The sequence below is a fragment of the Camelimonas sp. FR25 genome (assembly GCF_059740505.1).
Genome location: NZ_JCAWFG010000046.1, coordinates 20,325 through 40,816 on the forward strand (window position 1 = coordinate 20,325; position 20,492 = coordinate 40,816).

Annotated in this window: 10 protein-coding genes; 6 read left to right on the forward strand and 4 right to left on the reverse strand. The window is 68.3% G+C overall.

The features are described 5' to 3' along the window. Positions 1 to 914: 914 nt before the first annotated feature. Positions 915 to 2,051, reverse strand: coding sequence for an alkene reductase (locus AC6A67_RS06615; protein WP_498035761.1), 1,137 nt, complete (start codon positions 2,049 to 2,051; stop codon positions 915 to 917). Between the two features lie 105 nt (positions 2,052 to 2,156). On the opposite strand from AC6A67_RS06615, the gene AC6A67_RS06620 reads away from it, so the two are divergent. The 3 genes from AC6A67_RS06620 (at position 2,157) to AC6A67_RS06630 (ending at position 9,415) form a co-directional block, all read left to right on the forward strand. Beyond that, on the forward strand, positions 2,157 to 2,645 hold the full coding sequence (locus tag AC6A67_RS06620; RefSeq protein ID WP_498035762.1) for a YaiI/YqxD family protein: 489 nt from the start codon (positions 2,157 to 2,159) through the stop codon (positions 2,643 to 2,645). Positions 2,646 to 3,049: 404 nt separating this feature from the next. Then, the gene (locus AC6A67_RS06625; protein ID WP_498035763.1) at positions 3,050 to 5,776 is read left to right on the forward strand and encodes a bifunctional acetate--CoA ligase family protein/GNAT family N-acetyltransferase; all 2,727 of its coding nucleotides are present in this window, start codon (positions 3,050 to 3,052) and stop codon (positions 5,774 to 5,776) included. Positions 5,777 to 6,064: 288 nt separating this feature from the next. Continuing rightward, positions 6,065 to 9,415, forward strand: coding sequence for a GH36-type glycosyl hydrolase domain-containing protein (locus tag AC6A67_RS06630; protein ID WP_498035764.1), 3,351 nt, complete (start codon positions 6,065 to 6,067; stop codon positions 9,413 to 9,415). 370 nt (positions 9,416 to 9,785) lie between these two features. Here AC6A67_RS06630 and AC6A67_RS06635 read toward each other — a convergent pair whose 3' ends face one another. Continuing rightward, positions 9,786 to 11,057 (reverse strand): glucoamylase family protein, encoded by a 1,272-nt coding sequence (locus AC6A67_RS06635; RefSeq protein ID WP_498035765.1) that lies wholly within the window; start codon positions 11,055 to 11,057, stop codon positions 9,786 to 9,788. 102 nt (positions 11,058 to 11,159) lie between these two features. After that, positions 11,160 to 13,055, reverse strand: coding sequence for an ABC transporter ATP-binding protein/permease (locus AC6A67_RS06640; RefSeq protein ID WP_498035766.1), 1,896 nt, complete (start codon positions 13,053 to 13,055; stop codon positions 11,160 to 11,162). A gap of 692 nt (positions 13,056 to 13,747) precedes the next feature. Between AC6A67_RS06640 and AC6A67_RS06645 the strand changes: the two genes are divergently transcribed. Both AC6A67_RS06645 and AC6A67_RS06650 read left to right on the forward strand, forming a co-directional pair. After that, positions 13,748 to 15,961, forward strand: a complete 2,214-nt coding sequence (locus AC6A67_RS06645) for a glycoside hydrolase family 3 N-terminal domain-containing protein (RefSeq protein ID WP_498035767.1) — start codon at positions 13,748 to 13,750, stop codon at positions 15,959 to 15,961. 57 nt (positions 15,962 to 16,018) lie between these two features. Then, complete coding sequence (locus tag AC6A67_RS06650; RefSeq protein ID WP_498035768.1) at positions 16,019 to 17,509, forward strand: glycoside hydrolase family 15 protein; 1,491 nt, start codon at positions 16,019 to 16,021, stop codon at positions 17,507 to 17,509. An 845-nt stretch (positions 17,510 to 18,354) separates the two neighbouring features. On the opposite strand, the gene efp is transcribed toward AC6A67_RS06650, so the two are convergent. After that, positions 18,355 to 18,921, reverse strand: a complete 567-nt coding sequence (efp, locus tag AC6A67_RS06655; protein ID WP_498035769.1) for an elongation factor P — start codon at positions 18,919 to 18,921, stop codon at positions 18,355 to 18,357. 456 nt (positions 18,922 to 19,377) lie between these two features. Here efp and epmA point away from each other — a divergent pair, with 456 nt between their 5' ends. After that, a complete protein-coding gene (gene epmA, locus AC6A67_RS06660) occupies positions 19,378 to 20,481 on the forward strand; it encodes an EF-P lysine aminoacylase EpmA (protein WP_498035770.1) in 1,104 nt (367 codons plus the stop codon). The last annotated feature ends 11 nt before the right edge of the window (positions 20,482 to 20,492 follow it).

Consider the following 20,492-nt stretch of genomic DNA (forward strand, 5'->3'; position numbering starts at 1 on the left):
CGAGCGGCGAGTGACGGGCGGCGGGTGCCTGGGTGCCAGGGCGACGGGCGCCTGGGCGTCAATGACCTTGCGGGGCTGAAACGGTGAGGTCCGACGGCGCTGCCCCTGGCGCATCCTGGCGGGCTCGCTTTGGCTTTTCTGGGGTAGCGGATTTGCGCGGCGCAAACGCGTGGATGCCCGTACAAGCACGGGCATGACGGCTGTTGGTGGCGGCGGGGGCGTGGCCAACGCGGGGCGATGAGGTGCGTCGGCAGAGCAATTGGCTTTCGAGGGAGCGAGGCAGCGGCATCAGCCTCGGTGGCGTCATGACCTCGGTGGCGTCATCAGCGTCAGCAACCTCGGTGACGTCATGAGCCTCGGTGGCATCGTTAGCGTTAGCAGCCTCGGTGAGGTCAGGAGCCTCAGTGGCGTCATCAACGTCAGCAGCAGCGTCGGCTTACCCCGCGAACTCCACAATTTCTCCGCGTCATGCCCGTGCTTGTCACGGGCATCCACGTCTTCACCTCCGACGCTCCGACGCCCCGACGCCCCGACGCTTCGGCGCGCTGATGGCGCCGCGTTGCGCCCCCATCCTTGAAGGCTGTGGCGCGCGGAGCAAGCAAAGGCCAGCGCGCCGCGGCATCTCTTGCAGCGCGGCGCAAAGCTTGCGCCAGGCGTTCCGCTCCCGCGCTCAGGCCGGGGAGCCGTAGCGCCAGCAGCACGGCGATCTGCGCCCGCCCCCCACAACTCCCCCACCGTCATGCCCGTGCTTGTCACGGGCATCCACGTCTTTACCTCCGGCGCCGGCCCGCTGATCACACCGGACTTCTCCCCCACCGTACAGGATGCGGCGCGCGGCCCACGCCAGACCGGCGCGCCGCGCCATCTCTTGCAGCGCGGCGCCAAGCATGCGCCAGGCCTTCAGCCCCCCGCGTTCAGGCCGGGGAGCCGTCGAGGCGGGCGAAGTCGGTGTAGCCTTTTTCGCCGGGGCTGTAGAACGTCGGCCGGTCGTAGGGCGTCAGCGGCGCGTCGAGGCGCAGGCGTTCGGGCAGATCCGGGTTGGAGGTGAAGTAGCGGCCGAAGGCGATCAGGTCGGCGTGGCCGGCGGCGATTGTGCGCTCGGCGTCATCGCCAGTGTAATTGCCCGCCGACATCAGCACGCCGGGCCACAGCGGCCGGAACAGCTCCGCCGCCGAGGGCACGCCCTCATGATTGACCTCGCGCTGGCCCGCGCCGCTGGCGCGCGGCTCGATCAGGTGCAGATAGGCAAGGCCCATGGGGGCCAGTTGCTGCACCACATGGGTGTACAGCGGCATCGGGTCGTCCTCGCCCGAGCCATTGGCGACGCCAAACGGCGACAGCCGCATGCCGACCCGCTCGGCGCCAATGGCCCCGACGATCTGGCGGGTCACCTCCAGCAGCAGGCGGGCGCGGTTTTCGATGCCGCCGCCCCATTGGTCGGTGCGCAGATTGCTGCGCGATTGCAGGAACTGTTCGAGCAGATAGCCATTGGCGCCATGGATCTCGACACCGTCAAAGCCAGCCTGCATGGCGTTGATGGCGGCCTGGCGATAGGCGCCGATCAGCTCATGAATCTCGGCGTCGGTCAGGGCGCGCGGCGTCAGCATCGGCGTGGGCGCGCGGTCCGCCGTCAGCACATTGATGTCAGCGGCGACGGCTGACGGCGCGACGGGCAGGGCGCCATCGGGCTGGTGCGAGGTGTGCGACACCCGGCCGACATGCCACAATTGCAGGAAAATCTGGCCGCCCCGGGCATGCACCGCCTCGGTGACCAGCTTCCAGCCGGCGATCTGCGCCTCGCTATGGATCCCTGGCGTATTGGGCGCGCCGCGGCCGGTGACATGCACCTGCGAGGCTTCGGCGATGATCAGGCCGCCCTTGCTGGCGCGCTGGCCGTAATAGACGGCGTTAACTGGCAGCGCCGCCTCGCCCGGGCCGGCGCGCATGCGGGTGAGCGGCGCCATGGTCACCCGGTGCGCGAGGTCAAGCACGCCGGCGCGCAGCGGTGAGAACAGGTGAGGGCGGCTAGCCGCAGGGGCGGTGATCGACAAGGTTGCGTTTCCTCCAGCTTCCGTCATGAACTGGCGTCTGCCATTGCGCCGCAAGCCACAGCGCTCCGGTTGCAGAATGGCACAAACGGAGATGACGGCCCCAGCATGCAGGATGTTCCAGCCCCTGACAGTTCGTTGCGCATATTTGTCGACGCCGACGCCTGCCCGGTCAAGGCCGAGGTCTACCGGGTCGCCGCGCGTTATGGCGTGCGCTGCATCGTCGTCGCCAACAGCTACATCCACACGCCGCGCGATGGACTGGTGCAATTCGTCCGTGTCGACGACGGTTTCGACGCCGCCGACAACTGGATCGCCGAACGGGCAGGCCCTGGCGCCATCGTCATCACCGCCGATGTGCCGCTGGCCAGCCGCTGTGTCGACGCCGGCGCAACGGTGATCGGCCCAACTGGCAAGGCCTTTACCGAGAACGCCATGGGCATGGCCCTCGCCATGCGCAATCTGATGCAGGATCTGCGCGAGGCCGGCGCGGTCACCGGCGGGCCGAAGCCATTTTCGGCGCGGGATCGCTCCGCCTTCCTGTCGGCGCTCGATCTGGCGGTGGTGCGGTTGATGCGAGCTGGCCACGCCCCCTGAGGCGCAGCAGCAAGGTTCAGGCGCCTCGTACTGCGACGTTGCTTGCTGGCGCCACGCGGGCGTGTGCAAGCTGCGACGGCTGTGGACGCAAGGGCGAACGTCTGCTTGCCACCGTCCGCCGCCACAGGCTCGCCCGCTTTGCCGATCACAGGTCCTTGATGCCAGAATGTGACCATGCTGACGCATCCGCATCCTGAATGCTCAGGCGCCGCACCGGCTTAGCCAGCAACCGATGAGTCATGCGCATCGGGGTCTGGCAGGAGGCGTGCGCCCGCTGCCCCATGGTCTCTATTGCCTCGGGCGGCGCATGACGAAACACTGTCACGGCTGACGTGAATCATCAGCGCAGCCGGGATTTCGGTGGCAGGCCGCAGCCGCGCCGCCAGGCAGCCAGGGGGAGTAGCGTGAGCACGTACCGTCTCGACAGGGTTTTCCGGCCGGCGTCGGTCGCAGTGGTTGGCGTCAGCCGCAGGCCCGGGTCGCTGGGGCGGGTGCTGCTCAACAATCTGTTGGCCGGCGGCTTCGGCGGCCACGTCTACGCCGTCAATCCCGCCTTCGCCTCGCCTGAAAACCGCATCGACGCGCCCAGCGACGTGCGCTTCGCCGCCACGCTCGATGAACTGAAAGACGCGCCGCCAGATCTGGTGGTCATCGTCTCGCCCTCAGAGACCATTGTCGACAACGTCGCCACCGCCGGCCGCATCGGCTGTTCGGCGGCGATCCTCGTGCCGCCGTCGCATGGCGTCAGCTCGCCGGAGATTCTGGCGGCGGTGCGGGCCGAGGCGCGCCAGTATGGCCTGCGCCTCGTCGGCCCTGGCGGCGTCGGGGTGATCTCGCCGCGCGCCCGGCTCAACGCCTCGCTCGGCGCCCGCATGCCCGGCATGGGCGATCTGGCGCTGATCTCGCAATCCGGCGCCATCGCCAATGGCCTCGTCGAATGGGGCGGCCAGCACCAGATCGGCTTCTCCGGCGTCATCTCCATCGGCGAACAGGCCGACATCGACGTCGCCGACTGCCTCGACTATTTCGCCGCCGACGACCGTACCCGCGCCATCATCGTCTATGTCGAGGATATCGCCGATGCGCCGAAATTCATGTCAGCGGCCCGCGCCGCCGCCCGCGCCAAGCCGGTGGTGGTGCTGAAGCCGGGCCGCCACGAGAAGCGCCCTTCCACCGCCGACATGACCAGCGTCGCAGCGCTGGCCACCCGCGACGCCGTCTATGACGCCGCCTTCCGTCGCGCCGGCCTGCTGCGGGTGTTCGATCTGGATGAACTGTTCTCCGCCGCCGAAACCCTGGGCCGGCAGCGGCCGTTCTTTGGCCGACGCCTCGCCATCATGGTCAATGACCGGGGCGTGGGCGCGGTGGCGCACGACCGGCTGCTCGATTTGCACGGCGAACTGGCCGAACTGTCGGATGAGACGCGGGCGAAGCTGGAAGAGGTGATGCCGCAGCGGGCGCCGGTCAGCAATCCCGTCGACACCACTGGCTATATGGATGCGGAATCGCTGGCCAGGCTGGCGCCGACCCTGCTGCTCGACAAGGGCGTCGACGCGCTGCTGGTCATCAATATTCCCAGCGCCATCGCCGACCCCATCGTCAGCGCCAACGCCCTCGTCGAGGCGGTGCTGAAGCATCGCAAGGGCAGGGCGCTGCACAAGCCGGTGCTGGCGGTGTGGATGTCGTCGGACACCGAGGCTGGGCCGATTTTCGACAAGGCGGGCATTCCGCATTTCAGCACCGAGGCTGAAGGGCTGGCCGGCTTCATGCATCTGGTGCGCTACCGCGCGGCGCTCGATCTGCTGATGGAGACGCCGGACGCGCTGCCGCATGATTTCGCGCCAGACGTCGAGGCGGCGCGGCGGGTGATCGCCGGGGTGATCGACGAGGGCCGCGACTGGCTCAACCCGGTCGAAATCCAGGCCCTGCTGCAGGCCTATGAGATCCCGGTGATCCCGGCGGCCTTCGTGCCGCTCGGCGGCGACGTGGCGGCGGCGGCGCGGCCGTTGCTGGCGCAGGGCGATCGGGTCGCGGTCAAGCTGGTCTCGCCCGAGGTGCTGCACCGTTCGCGCATCGGCGGCGTCCGGCTTGATCTGCGCAGTGAGGATGAGGTGCTGGGCGCGGTGGAGGAGCTGAAGCAGGTGGCCGGCGACCGCCAGCTCACCGGCTTCGTGGTGCAACGCATGATCAACGAGCGCAGCGCCCGCGACCTGATCGCCGGCATCACCGATGATGCGCAATTTGGCCCGGTGATCATGTTTGGTCGCGGCGGCACGGCGGTGTCGGTGATCAATGACGTGTCGCTGGCGCTGCCGCCGCTCGATCTCAAGCTGGCCGAAGTGCTCATCGCCCGCACCCGAGTCTCATTGCGGCTCAAGGGCTATCGCGACACCGAACCAGCCGACGAACACGCCATCCGCATGACGCTGGTCAAGCTGTCGCAGATCGCCGTCGATCTGCCGGAGGTGCGCGAGCTGGAGATCAACCCGCTGCTGTCGGACGCCCGCGGCGTCGCGGCGCTCAACGCCCGGATTCGCGTCGCGCCAGCCCCGACCAGGGCGCGGCGTGGCTCGGGCCATCCGCGCCTGTCGGTGCGGCCCTATCCCAAGGCATGGGAGCGCACCATCACCGCCCGCGATGGCCGGGTGTTTTTCGTCCGCCCGGTGCTGCCGGAAGATGAGCAGATGTTCATCGACTTCATGAAGGGCGTCTCCGAGGACGATCTGCGCCTGCGCTTTTTCGCGCCGGTGCGCGACTTCAACCACGCCTTCGTGGCGCGGCTGGTGCAGGTGGACTACGCCCGGGCCATCGCCTTCGTGGCGCTGGAAGCGGCCACTGGCAAGATGATGGGCGTGGTGCGGCTGCACGCCGACAGCAATCACGAGACCGGCGAATACGCCATCATGGTCAATTCGCAGCTCAAGGGCACTGGCCTCGGCATGGAGTTGATGCGGCTGATCATCGAATGGGCGCGGGCCGACGGCATCGAGGTGGTGGAAGGCCAGGTGCTGCGCGATAATCAGGCCATGCTCGGCGTCTGCCGCAAGCTCGGTTTCTCGATCCGCGCCGATCGCGACGATCCGTCGGTGATGATTGCGCGGTTGCCGCTGGAGGACGCCGCCGCCCGCTGAGCGCGCGGGCGCTGCCTTTGGCGATGCAATGTCTGCCCCGGCGGACCTGGTCGCGACGATGCTGAAGCGTCGCCTGCCAGGCTCAGGCGCCGATCGGGCTTGAGCAGAACTCGATGGGCAAACCTCAACGGGTTCTGCAGTGAACCCAAAGGCGCTCTCGCGCGTTGGCATGGCGCAGAGGCATGTGCTGGCGGCTGCTTTGGCCGGTGGCTGGCGCCGCACTGGCCACGCGCGGCGACAGGGCAGGGGCGCAGGCAAGCTGGCGTTACCGTCAGAAAGGGATAGCGCATGAGCGATCACACCGGGGAAGACGCCGCCACCCAGCCGCCAGGCTGGCGCCTGCCGCAGGAGGCTGAGGCCGGGCTTGTGCGCATCGCCGCCGGCGCCGCCGCCGCAAGCTTCATGCCCAATGGCGCGCTCTATGAGCTGAGCTTCAACCCCGGCGCTGCCCCAGTGATGATCAACCAGATCGCTGGCTCAGGCGTGGCCTGGGGCATCGGCCGCATCATGCTGCGGCTTTCCGGTGAGACGGTGAGCCACGATCTGCTCGGCCCGGGCTTCGCCGGCGATTTCGCCGCCAGCGGCGCGCAGGCGCAGTGGCGTGGGCGCGTTGGTGAACTCGACTGGCAGGTGACGCTGGCCCTGCACACGCCAGATGATCCTGCCGCCGGGGCCCTGTGGACCTGGCGGATCGCTCTGGCCAATAAAGCCGCGGGGCCCCTGACAGCTGACGTCGTGCTGGTGCAGGATCTTGGCCTCGGCGATCGCGGCTTCCTGATGAACAATGAGGCCTATGCCTCGCAATATATCGACCACACGGTGGTGGAGCATGGGGCGAACGGCCCGGTTATCCTGTCGCGCCAGGCGCTGGATCAGGGGGGGCGCCGGCCGTGGGCGGCGCATGGCGGCCTTACCGCCGTGGCGGCTTTCGCCACCGACGCCGACGAGGTGTTCGGCGCGTCGTTCCGGGGCGAGGGCGTTGTGGTGCTGCCGTTCGGCGTCGATCTGCCGTCACGGGTCTACCAGCGCGAGGTCGCCTGCGCCGCGCTGCAATCGGCGCCGGTGAGGCTTGAGCTTGGAGCGACGACGGAGGTCGGGTTCTTCGGCCTGTTCCAGGCTGATCATCCTGCGGCCTCGGGGCCAGCGGATCTCGCCATCATCGATCGCGCGCTGGCGCGCCTTCGTGACGCCAGCGAGGCCCCCGAAGCCCTGGCCCTGAAGCCGGTTCGCCGCGCGGCGCTGCAACAGGCGCCGGCGCTGGTGGGCGAGGCGCTCGACGCCGCCAGCATCGCAGCGTTGTATCCGCAGCGGCTGGGCGAGGAGCACATGGACGGCGCTCTGGAGTCATTCTTTGTCGCTGAAGGCGCGCAAAACCGCCACGTGGCGCTGCGCGACAAGGAACTGGCCATGCAGCGCCGCCACGGCGCGCTGATCCGCAGCGGCCAGGGCGTGCTGCCCGCCGATGATGTTTTCTGCACGACCTGCTGGATGCATGGGGTGTTTGGGGCGCAGCTGACGCTTGGCAACACCTCATTCCACAAGCTGTTCTCGGTGTCGCGCGATCCCTTCAACATCACCCGCGCCAGCGGACTGCGGCTGCTCGTCGATCAGGGCGACGGCTGGCGCCTGCTGACCACGCCGTCGGCGTTCGAGATCGGCCTTAACGACTGTCGCTGGATCTATGACGCGCCGGCCGGGCGGCTGACGGTGACGGCCTTCGCCAGCGCCGCAAGCCCGGTGCTGCGCTGGCGCGTCGCCAGCGATGGGGCGCCGGTGCGGCTGCTCATCGCCGGCCATTGCGTGATGGGCGAGCGCGAATATGGCCAGAGCGCCGCCGTGCTGGTCGACGCCGCCGCTGGCCGGGCGCTGCTGCGCCCTGATCCGGGCTCGCTGTGGGGCCAGAATTATCCGGAATCCGTCTATATCTGGCAGGCGGGCGACGCCGCCGCCGTCGCCCGCATCGGCGGCTCCGAACTGCTGTTCGCTGACGCTGACGCAGGCGAGACGCGCGAGCCATGGCTGGTGGTGGAGACCACGGCCGTGTCGGCGTTCAGCTTCTGCATCACCGGCAGCCTCAGCGACGCTGCCGGGGCAGTGGCGCTCGCCGTCGCCGCCGCGCATTGGGACGCGGACGCCGAGCAACAGGCGGTGGCCGCTTACTGGAGCCGCATGACCCGCGATCTGGCCATCGCCGGTCCGGGGCGCGGCGCGGCGCTATCGCTTGCGGCGCCGTGGCTGGTCAACAACGCCATCGTGCACGTCAGCGTGCCGCACGGGCTGGAGCAATACACCGGCGCGGCCTGGGGCACGCGCGATGTCTGCCAGGGGCCGATCGAAATGTTGCTGGCGCTCGGCCATGACGCCGAGGCGCGGGCCATCATGCTGGCGGTGTTCGCCGAGCAATACGCTGGGCGAGGCGACTGGTCGCAGTGGTTCATGCTGCCGCCCTATTCCTTCATCCGCGACCGTTCAAGCCACGGCGACGTCATCGTCTGGCCGCTGAAAATGGTCTGCGATTACATCGAGGCCACCGGCGATCTGGCCTGCCTCAGGGCGCAAATCCCCTGGCGCAATTATGAGGATGCGACGGCGAGCGCCCACAGCGATACGCTGGCCGACCACATCAATGTGTTGCTTGAGACCATCGCCAGCCAATATCTGCCTGGCACGCATCTGATCCGGCTGGGCGAAGGCGACTGGAACGATTCGCTGCAGCCCTCCGATGCGTCGCTGAAAGAGCGCATGGTCAGCAGCTGGACGGTGGCGCTGCTGTATCAGCAACTCAATCGCTATGCCGCCATCCTGACGCGCGCCGGCGAGCGTGAGCAGGCTGCGCGCCTGCGCGCCGACGCTGAGACCATGCAACGCGAGGTCAATCATTTGCTGATCCGCGACGGGGTGATCGCCGGCTATGGCCTGTTCGCCGATGCGGGCTTCGACGGCGCCTTGCCTGAATTGTTGCTGCACCCATCCGACGATCGCACCGGCGTGCGCTACTCGATGTTGCCCATGGTGCGGGCCATCGCCGGCGGGCTGTTCACGCCGGAACAGGCGGAGGCGCATCTGGCGCTGATCCATGCGCATCTGGCGGATCCAGACGGGGTGCGGCTGATGGACCGGCCGTTGCCCTATCACGGCGGCGTCGAGACCATCTTCCGCCGGGCGGAGTCGGCCGCTTATTTCGGGCGCGAGATCGGTCTGATGTACACCCACAGCCACATTCAATACGCCCAGGCGCTGGCGGCGCGGCTGGAGGCGGCGCGCGATGACCAGGGCTGCGCCGCGCTGCAGGAGGCGCTGGTCGCGGCGCTATCGCAGGTCAATCCGGTGGACGCCAGCGCGGTGGTGGCCAACGCCAGCCCACGCCAGCGCAACGCCTATTTCAGCAGCTCCGACGCCGCCTTCGACAACCGCGCCCAGGCCGACGCCGAATGGGACCGCGTCCGCGCCGGAACCATCGCCGCCGACGGCGGCTGGCGCATCTACTCCAGCGGCCCCGGCCTGTTCCTCAACCTGCTGGTCCGCGACGTCCTCGGCCTGCGCCGCGACTGGGGCGTCTGGCGCGGCAAATCACCAACGCCGCCCGCGCTGACCGCGCAATTGCGCAGTGATCCCGGGCAATGGACGTCCACGGGCTGAGCGCGCGAGGGCGGGTGGTTGGGTTGGATCAGATGCGCGAGAAAGACGTGGATGCCCGTGACGAGCACGGGCATGACGGCTGGGTGGCTGGGTGGCTGGGTGGCTGGGTGGCTGGGTGGCTGGGTGGATGGCTGGGTGGGTGGATGACTGGTTGGCCGGGAGACTTGGCGCCTTGGGACATTGCGAGGCGAGATGACTGTCTCCCAGTGGCGGTTCAAAAACGTCCGGGCTATGGGCGCCCTTCAAAACCTCCCGCCGTCATGCCCGTGCTCGTCACGGGCATCCACGCTCTTGCTGGCGCCAGCGACCTCGCCGGACCAGCACCTCCTTCGCCTCACACAATCCACGCCCCGGACCACCAAGCCACCACCTACGCCGCAGCGTCGCGTCGGAAACCCAGCAGCGAGAGGCCGTTTTTGACCTCCGGGCAGCTCATGAACAGCTCCCACAACAGGCCGCTGCGGTAGTTCTCGATCATGCAGATGATCGGGCCCTGGTCGATGGCGATGTGGGTCTGTGAGGCCCAGTTGCGGGCGTCGCTGAAGGAGGAGACGAAGCCGAGGTCGGTCCAGATGCGCCCGCCCTTCTCCTCATAGAAACAGCGCAGCGCCGCCAGCGATTCATCGGGCGTATAGGGCATCGAGCTGATGGCGGCGGTGGGGGAGATGACGCCCATGTCTTCGGTCGGCGACAGCGCCCGATAGCCCTGGTCGGTCTCGGTGGCGGTCAGCCCCCAGCAATTGGCGCCATAGCCCTTGAAGCCGCCAGGATTGCGCATGCAATAGGCGCGATTGATGCGGGTGTGAGCGACGTTTTGCGCCCAATAGTCGGCGTATTGGTCTTTGAGCCCACGCGGATCGAGGCCCATGAAGGTGTAATGGGCGAAGAACAGCGGCCCGCCCCAGTCGGGGCCAAGCGGCAGCTCGATGCTCTCATAGGCGCGGCGGTTGTCGAACACCCGCGCCTCGGCGTAGCCGCGATGGTAGACGCGCGGCGGCGCTGGATAGCGTGGCGCCGACGCCGCCAGCACATAGGTGATCAGGCACTCGTTCCATCCGCGGATTTCATGATCGAGCACCCAGCCATGGTTGGGGCTCCAGTGCCAGAACAGCACCGCCTGATTATTCTGGGTGAACCAGCTCCACTCGCACTCGCCCCACAGAATGTCGGCCCAGTGGCGGATTTCACTCTCGACCGCATCGTCACGGTGAAAATACTGCCGGACGCAGAGCAGGCCCATCATCAGATAGGACGTCTCGACGCTGTCGGCGCCGTCGTCCTTGCGGCTGAACGGCACGGTCGCGCCCGTCGCGCCATTCAGCCAGTGCGGGAAGGCGCCGTGATAGGTCGGGGCGTTGATCAGGAAACGCACGACCCTGAGCACGCGCTCCGCCGCCTCCGCCCGGGTGACGAAGCCGCGCTCCACGCCGACGAGGATCGCCATCAGTCCGAAGCCGCTGCCGCCCACCGCCGCCGTGTCTGGCCGCGAATGGAAGAAATCGGTGCGCTCATAGGCGAGGCCGGAGACCGGATGGGCGAAGTCCCAGAAATAACGGAAGGTGTTGCGCTGGGTCTCATCGAGCAATTCCGCATCGCTGAGCCCGCGCCGCACTGGCGCCATCCGGTAAAGCCCATCGCTCATATCATTGCTCCTGCGGTTTACGCCCGGCCTCAGGCTCAGGCCGGCGCGGCTATCTGGCATGGCTCCAGGGCTGGCCCTGGAGCTGGTCACGTCAATGCGGCGTCAGGCCGGCGCGCCGGCGTCGGCGTTGCGAGATGCGTCCATTGTTGGGGCGTCCGGCGCCTGTTTGGCCCCCTTGGGGCGCTCCACCCGCTCCAGCCGCACCACATGGGTGAACAGCGACTGGTTGGCGTCGTCGGATGCCGTGGACACGAGGCCAATGCCAGCCATCTCCTTGTCGAAGATGCCGAGCAGGCCATGTTTGGCGTCGGCGCCGACATCATGCAGCGCCTCATCCATAATCACCCAGCGTGGATGCTGCATCATCGCCCGGGCCAGCGCCATACGCTGCTGGTCCTCCAGCGGTAATTCGCGGTCCCATGCCCCTGTCTTGTCGAGGCTGTCGGCATATTTGCCGAGACCGACGCGCTCCAGCGCCGCGACGATGCGATCATCCGCCACCTGGCCGCTGCAGGCGTAGAGCACGGAATCGCGCAAGCTGCCCTGGGGCAGGAACGGCACGCGCGGCAGGAAGACGATCTCCTGGCGGGGTGGGGCGATGATCTCGCCAGCGCCCCGGCTCCACAGCCCGGCCATGGCGCGGAACATGGTGGTCTTGCCCACCCCGGTCGGGCCGACGATCAGCACCCGGTCGCCCGGATGCACCACCACATCCTCGCTGAGCCGGGCGATGTGGTTGTTGCAGTGCAACTCCACTCCCTTCAACGCCAGCTCCTCGCCGTCGCTGTCGACGCGGTGGATGCGCGGCCTTGCCGGGTCCGGCGTCTGGCTGTCGAGGGCGATCAGCGCCTGGCGGAAGGACACCACCCGGATCAGCGTCGCTTGCCAGTCGGCGATCACCGCGAAATTGTCGACGAACCAGCGCAGCGCCTGCTGCACCTGGTTGAAGGCGCCCACCGCCATCATCAGCGCGCCAAAGCTCAATTTGCCGCTGAAATAGGCCGGGGCGGCGACGATGATCGGCGCCACCAAAGCGAACCAGCCGTAGCCAGAGGTGATCCAAGTCAGCCGCGTTAACGCCGAGACCAGATTGCGCATGGCCCCGAGCACATTGTTCAGCGGCTGCTCAAGCGAGGCGCGTTCATGGGCCTCGCCGCGCTCCAGCGTCATGGCGTCGACATGCTGGTTGGCGCGCACCATGGCGACGCGCAGATCAGCCTCGCGGGCGTAGCGCTCACTGTTGTAGCTGATCAGCTTGCGGCCAAACAGCCAGCTCAGCCACGAGGCCGCGCCCGAGTAAAACAGCGCCGCCCACACCATATAGCCGGGGATGGCGAACTCCTGGCCATTCCATGAGAACACCACCGACCGCGATAGCATCCACAACACGCCGACGAAGCTGATCAGCAGTAGCGTCGACTGGAACAGCCCCACCGCCAGCTGCGCCGACAGCTCGGTAAGGTGGCGGACGTCTTCGGCCATGCGCTGGTCGGGATTGACGCCGATCTCGCCGGCGCGGCTGATGCGATAGGCGCGGCCTGGTTTCAGCCATTGATCGAGCAGGTCGCGGGTGGCCTGCTTGCGCAGCACCAGCTTGAGCATCTCCTGCAGCCAGGTCTGCGCCACCACGAGGCACAGCAGGATGCCGGCGATGATGGTGAACTGGCCCAGCTGGCTCAGAAAGGCGCTGAAATTGCGCGCTGACAGCGCGTCATAGAACGGCTGGTTCCAGGCGTTCAGCCGGATTTGCATATAGGCGACGCCGCTGACAATGGCGACGATGCCGAGAATCAGCAGTCCAAGCTGGTTTCGCTCGGGCGACACCAGCGCCGAGCGCACCAGCAACACCACATCGGCGAACAATACGCGCGGATTATCCTGTGGCAGGCCGGCGAGGCTGTCGAGGCCGCCGGACGGACTGTCGTCGGCGACAGGACCGGCTGCGCCATTGGGCGGGGTCGTCGCCGAGGGCGCCTTGACGTCGCTGGCTCGCGCCATTCACTGCTCCCACGCTTTGCCGCGCGGGCTCGCGCGTCAGGGCCTCAAGCGGCCAGACCGGAATATCAGATGCGCTTGCCCACTTGCGCCGCCTGCAAACGGGCTGTGACGTCAGACCGCGACCTGTATTCGAGGCCGCTCGCCCCCATGCCCCAACGCGGGTGCATTGGCGGCGTCCTGGACCATCGCGCCGCAGGGATAACGCGCCAGATAGCCGCTCGGCGCCAAATGAGGCTTATGCTGCTCAATCGCGGCGCAAAAACGCCGGAAAGTCGTCACTATAGCCCATTTTCGCCCGGCTGACGTGGTTAAAGGGAGCAAAGCAGGGCTAGCGGCGGCCTCAATGTCAGTCAAGCTGGCACGCTTTGTGCGCGCAATTCCTGCGACCAAGTCTGGCGCCTTCGTGAAGCGACTGCAACGCGCCCCGCGAAGACCTGGCAAGCGGCTTTCCAATCCCTCTGGCCAAACGCCTTGGCAAATCAGCCGCGCCGTGCTCGCCTGTGTCTGCGGTCAGGCTGCGTCGCAACCCGCCCGGCCAGGCAATGCGACGCTCACAGCGCAACAGCCCAGGAGGCGTCATGTCGCGAGCCGAGTCGGAAGCGAGGCGGGGAGGGCGATCCGAAGCCCAGTCTGGCGCCGTTCCGCCCACGCCCCGCCCCGGCGCGCCAGCTGCCCAGGGTCGGGCGGGAGGCATGACGCCTGAACGCCTGCTCGCCGCCATGACGCTGGATGAGAAGATCGGCCAACTGCACATGGTCAGCGCCGATGCGGTGATCACCGGCCCGGCTGGGCCGCCAGACGGCCTGCGCGACCTCGATCAGGGGCGCACCGGGGCCGTGCTCAACCTCTGGGGCGAGCTGGCGCGCGCCTTGCAACACAAGGCGGTCAACGCCACCCGGCTCGGCGTGCCCCTGCTGTTCTGCCTCGACGTCATCCATGGCCACCGCACGGTGTTTCCGATCCCGCTGGGTGAAGCTGCGGCGTTTGACGAGGATTTGTGGCGAAAGACGGCGGCGGCGGCGGCGCGCGAAACGGCGGAGGATGGCGTCGCCCTGACTTTCGCGCCGATGGTCGACGTGGCCCGCGATCCGCGCTGGGGCCGGATCTCCGAGAGCGCCGGCGAGGACCCGCTGGTCAACGCCCGCATGGCGCGCGCCAAGGTCGCGGGCTTCCAGGGCGATGATCTTGCCGACCCCACAAGGGTGGCCGCCACCGTCAAGCATTTCGCCGCTTATGGCGCCGGTGAAGGTGGACGCGAATATGATTCCGTCGACGTCTCGGAGCATGCGCTGGCCGCCGATTATCTGCCGCCGTTCCACGCAGCGGTGACGGCGCAGGTGGCGGCGCTGATGCCAGCCTTTCCCGCCGTCGCCGGCGTGCCGATGCACGCCAACGCGCCCATGCTGCAAGGGCTGTTGCGCGAGCGCTGGGGCTTCGGCGGCGTCACCATCGCCGACTACAATGGCGTGGCCGAGCTGATCGCCCATGGCGCCGCCGAGGATGGAGCCGCAGCAGCGGCATTGGCCTTCAACGCGGGCGTCGATATCGACATGGTGTCGGGCCTGTATCTGCGCCACCTCGGCCAGGCGGTGGAAGAGGGGTTGGTCAGCCTCGCCGCCCTTGACGCCGCCGTGCTGCGGGTGCTGCGGCTGAAGCAGCAATTGGGCCTGTTCGACGATCCTTACCGGCAGTGCCCGCCATCTCCGCCAGAGCTACGCGAGGCGCGCCGCGATCTCGCCAGGCAAGCGGCGCGCGCCGCGCTCACCCTGTTGCGTGACCCGCAGGATTTGCTGCCGCTGCCGCCAGATCTCAGGCGCATCGCCGTGCTCGGTGATCTCGCCGCCTCAGCCGTCGACATGCACGGCGCCTGGGCCGGGAGCGGCGACGTCGAGGCCACCGTCACCATTCTCGATGGGGTGCGGGCGGCCTGGCCGCAGGCTGGCGTCGCCTGGTGCGGAGACGATGCGCTGGCCGCCGCTGATGCGCTGGCCGGGGCCGACGTGGCCATCGTCTGCATTGGAGAGCGGGCGAGCCAGAGCGGCGAGGCGGCGGCGCGGGCCAATCCGGTGCTGTCGCAACAGCATCAGACGCTGGTCAACGCCGCGCTGGATGCGGGCGTGCCGGTGGTGGCGCTGCTGGCCAGCGGGCGCCCCTTGGTCGCCCCGCATCTGTTCGCCGCGCCCTGCGCGGTGCTCGCCATCTGGGGCGCTGGCCAGGCGGCGGGCGCGGCCATCGCCGACGTGCTGTCCGGGGCGGTCAGCCCCTCGGGGCGGACGCCCGTCAGCTGGCCGCGCGCCGTCGGCCAGATCCCGGTGCATTACGCTCGCCACACCACGGGCCGGCCACACGAGGACGGCAACCGCTATTCGGTTGGCTACGCCGATCTGCCGTTCAGCCCGCAGTTCCCCTTCGGCCACGGCCTGTCCTATGCCCGCTTCCGCTGGAGCGCGTTGTCGGTGAGCCCCGTCGACGCCGCCAACCCGGCCGCGCCGCTGCGCATCAGCCTCAGCGTGCAGCACGACGGGGCGCGCCAGGCTGGGGGGCGTCCAGATGCCTTGCCCGCGACGGCGGCGCCCGGTGCAGATGGCTGGGACGGCGCGGCCACCGAGACGGTGTTTCTGTTTGTGCGGGCGCGCAGCCCTGGCCGGTCGCGGCCCGACATTCTGCTACGGGACTTCGCGCGGCTGACGCTGGCGCCTGGCGCGACCGGGGAGGTGGTGTTCGAGACCTCGCTGGCGCAATTGGCCGCCGAAGGTCTGGCGCCGCCGCGCCCCATCGCTTTCCTCGAAATCCTGGTGATGGCCTGCGCCGAGCCAGCGGCGCGGTTCAACGATGGCCGCCGCCTGCGCCAGGTGCTGATCGGCGCGGCGCCAGCGCCAACTGGCGAGGGCGGCGCGGCGGCCTGAGCGGGCGTTGATGATCCGGCGCGCCGGATGCGCGCACACAAGGCGATGGAGATGCAGATGCAGCAACAGCCTGAGCGACAGCCCGCCGGTCCCGCGACGCCCGCCGCAGATCTTGCGGAATGGATCATCGCCCAGGAAGCGCGTGCGGCGGCGTCGCTGTTCGGCGCCATATCGGCGACGCATCTGCTGAAACGGCGGCCCGGGTTTGGCCAGGCCATCACCCCGGCGCCGGGCTCGGTGCTGGCCTCGCCCGACGACGCCGACTGGGATCCGGAGCCGGACTATTTCTTCCATTGGCTGCGCGACGCAGCCCTGGTGATGGATGCGGTGCGGCTGCTGGCGGACTGGCCGCTGTATGGGCGCCTCGCCACCTGGGAGCTGGCGCAATATGTCGGCTTTTCGCGCAGCCTCACCCAGCTGGATGGGCCGACGCGGCTGGCCGAAGGGCCTTTGACGCGCGGCGTCGCGCCGGCGTTTCTGCAATATGTGCGCACGCCCGAGGACATGGCGGGGGTGCGTGGCGATAGCGTGCGCGGCGACGTGCGCTTCAACCCCGACGCCAGCCTCGACATCAGCCGCTGGTCGCGACCGCAATATGACGGCGTGGCCTTGCGCGCCCTCGGCCTGCTGCGCTGCGCAGCCAGCCGCGACGCCAACGACTGGGCTGATCTGATCGCTGGCGACCTCGACTGCGTCTCGCGCAACGCTGGCCTGCCCTGCGTCGATCTGTGGGAGGAGGAAGAGGCGTTCCACCTGCACACCATGCTGACCCAATACGCCGCTTTGCGCGCTGGCGTGGCCTGGGTGGAGGCGGGCGGGGCCGGGCAGGGGCTGGCCGGCCGGGTGCGGCTGTGGGCCATGGCGGCTGACGATCTGTGGGCGCGCCTCGGCGGGCTGCGCGACGGCGATGGCTGGATCATCAGCCGCATGGCCGCCCCCGGCGGCGCGCCGGTGTCGCTCGCCCGCCTGCTCGATGGCTCGGTGCTGCTTGGCGTAACCCACGCCGGGCTGGCGGATGGCCCGTTCAGTGTGTGTGATCCAGCGGCCCAGGCGACGCTGATCCGGCTGGAGCAGCACTATGCCGGGGCCTTCGGGCTCAACCAGCAGCGCAGCGCCGATTGCGCGCCGCATCTCGGGCGCAATCCCGCCGACGTCTATTTCGACGGCGGGGCGTGGCCACTGATCACTTTGGCTGCGGCGGAGTTCCGCTATCGCCTTGCTGTCGCAGTGGCGACCGGCGTCACCCAGGCTGCGCCGTCGGCGGCCCTTTGGTTTGGTGAGGCGGCGGCCGGATCAGCAGACGGCGCGTCGCTGACGCCAGCCGACATCGCGCAGCGGCTGCTGCGGGCTGGCGATATGGGCTTCGCCGCCGTGCGCGCCGTGACGCCAGCCGATGGCGCCATGGCCGAGCAGGTCAACCGCGACAGCGGCGCCCCGCAATCCGCCCGCCATCTCAGCTGGAGCTATGCGGCGTTTCTGACCGCGGCGGCGGCGCGGCGGGCGGCGCAGGCGGCGATCGGGCAGGGCGGCAAAAATGTTGGCGGGTGAGTGCGCCCGCAACGAAACCTTCACCATTGCGGCCCATGCTGTCCTCGCGTGGGGCTGGCGTCGCGAAGGGCTGCCCGTCAGGGTGACAATGATGAGATGCTCCCCGCACGCATAGGACCGTTTCCGAAGGTTTTCGCCGTGGACGACGCTTCTGGCGCTTAAGATATTGATTCAACAGCGCCGAATTGATGAGCCGGTTCCAGGGGTTGGCGGCATGTGTTGGCAGGCTGATTCAGGTGTTGCAGCGCGGCGCCTGACGGGCGCTCATGTTCTGAATCAGGATGAGGCCCGGGCCGAAAGCCGAATCCGCGCAGGGAGATGGCGCGGCGCGTGGGCTTTCTGATTCACCTAAGCCGTGGCTGTCCCTTGCCTGCGCAACCTCGGTGGTCAGTCGCGGTGCGATCATTGGGCTGTAAGTCTCTGCCAGACATGGGCGTTTGGATCGCTGGTCGATTTTGACCAGTGTTCATGGATTGATTCCGCCCGACATGCCAATTTGCTGAGACTGGACTCAAAATAGCGATGGCGGCGTTGCAGCCATCGGCGGGAGCATTCACGCCCCCAGCTGGCCCATGAGCCCCTGTGGCGCCCTCGAGACGACGTAAGGTCATCTGATAGAATCTGATCTCGCTAAATGCGGCCCGAGGCCTGCCGGGCTGCGCAGACCATGATTCAGGTCGCCGCTGCAACGCCCTGGGCGTGCTGGCAATTTTATCCTACGGAAGGCGTGACCAGGTCCGCAGCAAGCGCCCAGGGCGCGACCTGTCCCATCGCCGCGCGCAAAAAAAAAGGGGGAGGCGAAAACGCCTCCCCCCAAAATTCCTGCGTAACTGCTTTGAACCGCGTCAGCCCTTGGCGCGCTCAACATAGGTGCCGTCGGCGGTCTGGATCACCACGCGGGTGCCAACCTCGATATGCGGCGGCACGGTGGTGCGGGCGCCGTTCGACAGGATGGCCGGCTTGTAGGAGGAGGAGGCGGTCTGACCCTTGGTGGTCGGCTCGGTCTCGACGATCTCCAGCACCACGCGGGCCGGCAAAGTGATGGCGACGGCCTTGTCGTCAAACATCGACAGCTGCACCACCATGCCTTCCTGGAGGTACACGGCCTGGTCGCCGATCACGTCGGCAGGGACTTCGACCTGCTCGAAGTTCTCCTGGTTCATGAAAATGTAGCGGTCGCCTTCCTGGTACAGATAGGAATGTTCACGCTCCTCGACGAAGGCGCGCTCGACCTGCTCGGTCGTCTTGTAGCGCTGCGACGTCTTCACGCCGTCGGAGATGCGACGCATGTCGATCTGGGTGGTCGGCGTGCCCTTGCCGGGGAAGAAGCTTTCCGCCGAAATCACGGTGTAAAGCTGATTGTCGACTTCGAGCACATTGCCCTTCCGGACGGAGCTGGCGATGACCTTCACGTGCAACCTCGTGTGACTGCGCCGCCTGGGCCAGCATGTGGGCCGCAGGGGCTGAAACTTGCCTGTGCATCCTCGGCGGGCGTTGGCCAGCGCCCGCGCCACTGCCCCGGACACGCCGGAACGCCAGCGCCGGCGACGGCGTTCCCGACCATGTGAGCGGTCCGTGGGAACAGCCGCAGGGCGAGGCTGTCAGAAGGAGCAGTTTCCCCAGGGCAGGCGTGGGCCTGGCCGCCAGAACGCCGCTCCAGCGCTGTGGAGCGGGACACGCCGCCGCCAGTGGGGTAAACCCACCGCGACTGACCTGCTCCGGATCGCGGGCAACATAGAGTTATCGATGCGAATGGGAAGCCTCTACATTGTTTTGCGGCCAAAGGCGAGCCACCGCTTGCGTACGGCGTGGCCGTCGCCGCCGACGCTTGCGGGTCGCGTCGCCGCGCGGGTGAAGGCGGGCGAGCCATGAGCGGGGCAGGCGCCTTCTCTTCCGCCGGCATGAGCTGGCGACTGCCCGGCCAGCACGCCCGGCGGCGGCCCCGCCTTCTCGCGCGTGGCCGGATCGTCAACGCTTTGCGCTGCGCCTTCGATGACGACGGTTTTGTCGAGGTCGATTGCAATGCCCTGCAGACCTCGCCGGGCAATGAGACGCATCTGCATGGCTTTCGCGTCGATGACGGGGCCGGTGGGCCCAATCCGGCGCTGTATCTGCACACCTCGCCCGAATTCGCCATGAAGAAGCTTCTGGCGGCGGGGGAGGAGCGGATTTATGCGTTCGCCCATGTGTTCCGCGCCCGTGAGCGCAGCCCGCTGCATCACCCTGAATTCACCATGCTGGAATGGTATCGCGTCGGCGGCTCGCCCGAGGCGTTGATGGCCGATTGCGCCCGCATCCTGCGCCGCGCCGCCGAGGTCGCCAGCGCAGCCGGCGTTGCGCCAGCCGACGGCCTGTGGCGCCATCGCGGCCGCCAGTGCGACCCGCAGCTTGAGCCAGAGCGCATCAGCCTGGTGGAGGCCTTTGCGCGCCACGCCGGCCTGGCGCTCGAGCCGCTGTTGCCGGCGGCTGACAGCGCTGCTGCGGACGCCGCCTGCATCGCCCGCTTCCGCGCCGCCGCCGCCAGCATTGGCGTGCGCACCGGCGATGACGACACCTGGTCGGACGTGTTCTCGCGGGTGCTGTCGGAGAAGATCGAGCCGCAACTCGGCGCCGGGCGAGCCAGCCTGCTGTGCGATTATCCCGCCAGCGAGGCGGCCCTCGCCAGACGCAAGCCAGATGACGCGCGTTTCGCCGAGCGCTTCGAGCTCTATGCCTGCGGCGTCGAGCTGGCCAATGGCTTCGGCGAACTCACCGACGCCGCCGAACAGCGCCAGCGCTTCCTCGCCGACATGGACGAGAAGGCCCGCATCTATGGCGAGCGCTATCCGCTGGATGAGGATTTCCTTGCGGCTCTGGCCGATATGCCAGACAGCAGCGGCGTCGCCTTGGGCCTCGACCGGCTGGTGATGCTGGCCACCGGGGCGGAGCGCATCGACGAGGTGATCTGGACGCCTGTGGCGCAGGAAGGCTGAGCGCGTGCTGC

Excerpts from the sequence above, each read along its gene's own strand:
- AC6A67_RS06620 (WP_498035762.1), top strand. The coding sequence starts at position 2,157 with ATGCAGGATGTTCCAGCCCCTGACAGTTCGTTGCGCATATTTGTCGAC.
- AC6A67_RS06630 (WP_498035764.1), top strand. The coding sequence starts at position 6,065 with ATGAGCGATCACACCGGGGAAGACGCCGCCACCCAGCCGCCAGGCTGG.
- AC6A67_RS06635 (WP_498035765.1), bottom strand. The coding sequence starts at position 11,057 with ATGAGCGATGGGCTTTACCGGATGGCGCCAGTGCGGCGCGGGCTCAGC.
- AC6A67_RS06640 (WP_498035766.1), bottom strand. The coding sequence starts at position 13,055 with ATGGCGCGAGCCAGCGACGTCAAGGCGCCCTCGGCGACGACCCCGCCC.
- AC6A67_RS06645 (WP_498035767.1), top strand. The coding sequence starts at position 13,748 with ATGACGCCTGAACGCCTGCTCGCCGCCATGACGCTGGATGAGAAGATC.
- AC6A67_RS06650 (WP_498035768.1), top strand. The coding sequence starts at position 16,019 with ATGCAGCAACAGCCTGAGCGACAGCCCGCCGGTCCCGCGACGCCCGCC.
- epmA (WP_498035770.1), top strand. The coding sequence starts at position 19,378 with ATGAGCGGGGCAGGCGCCTTCTCTTCCGCCGGCATGAGCTGGCGACTG.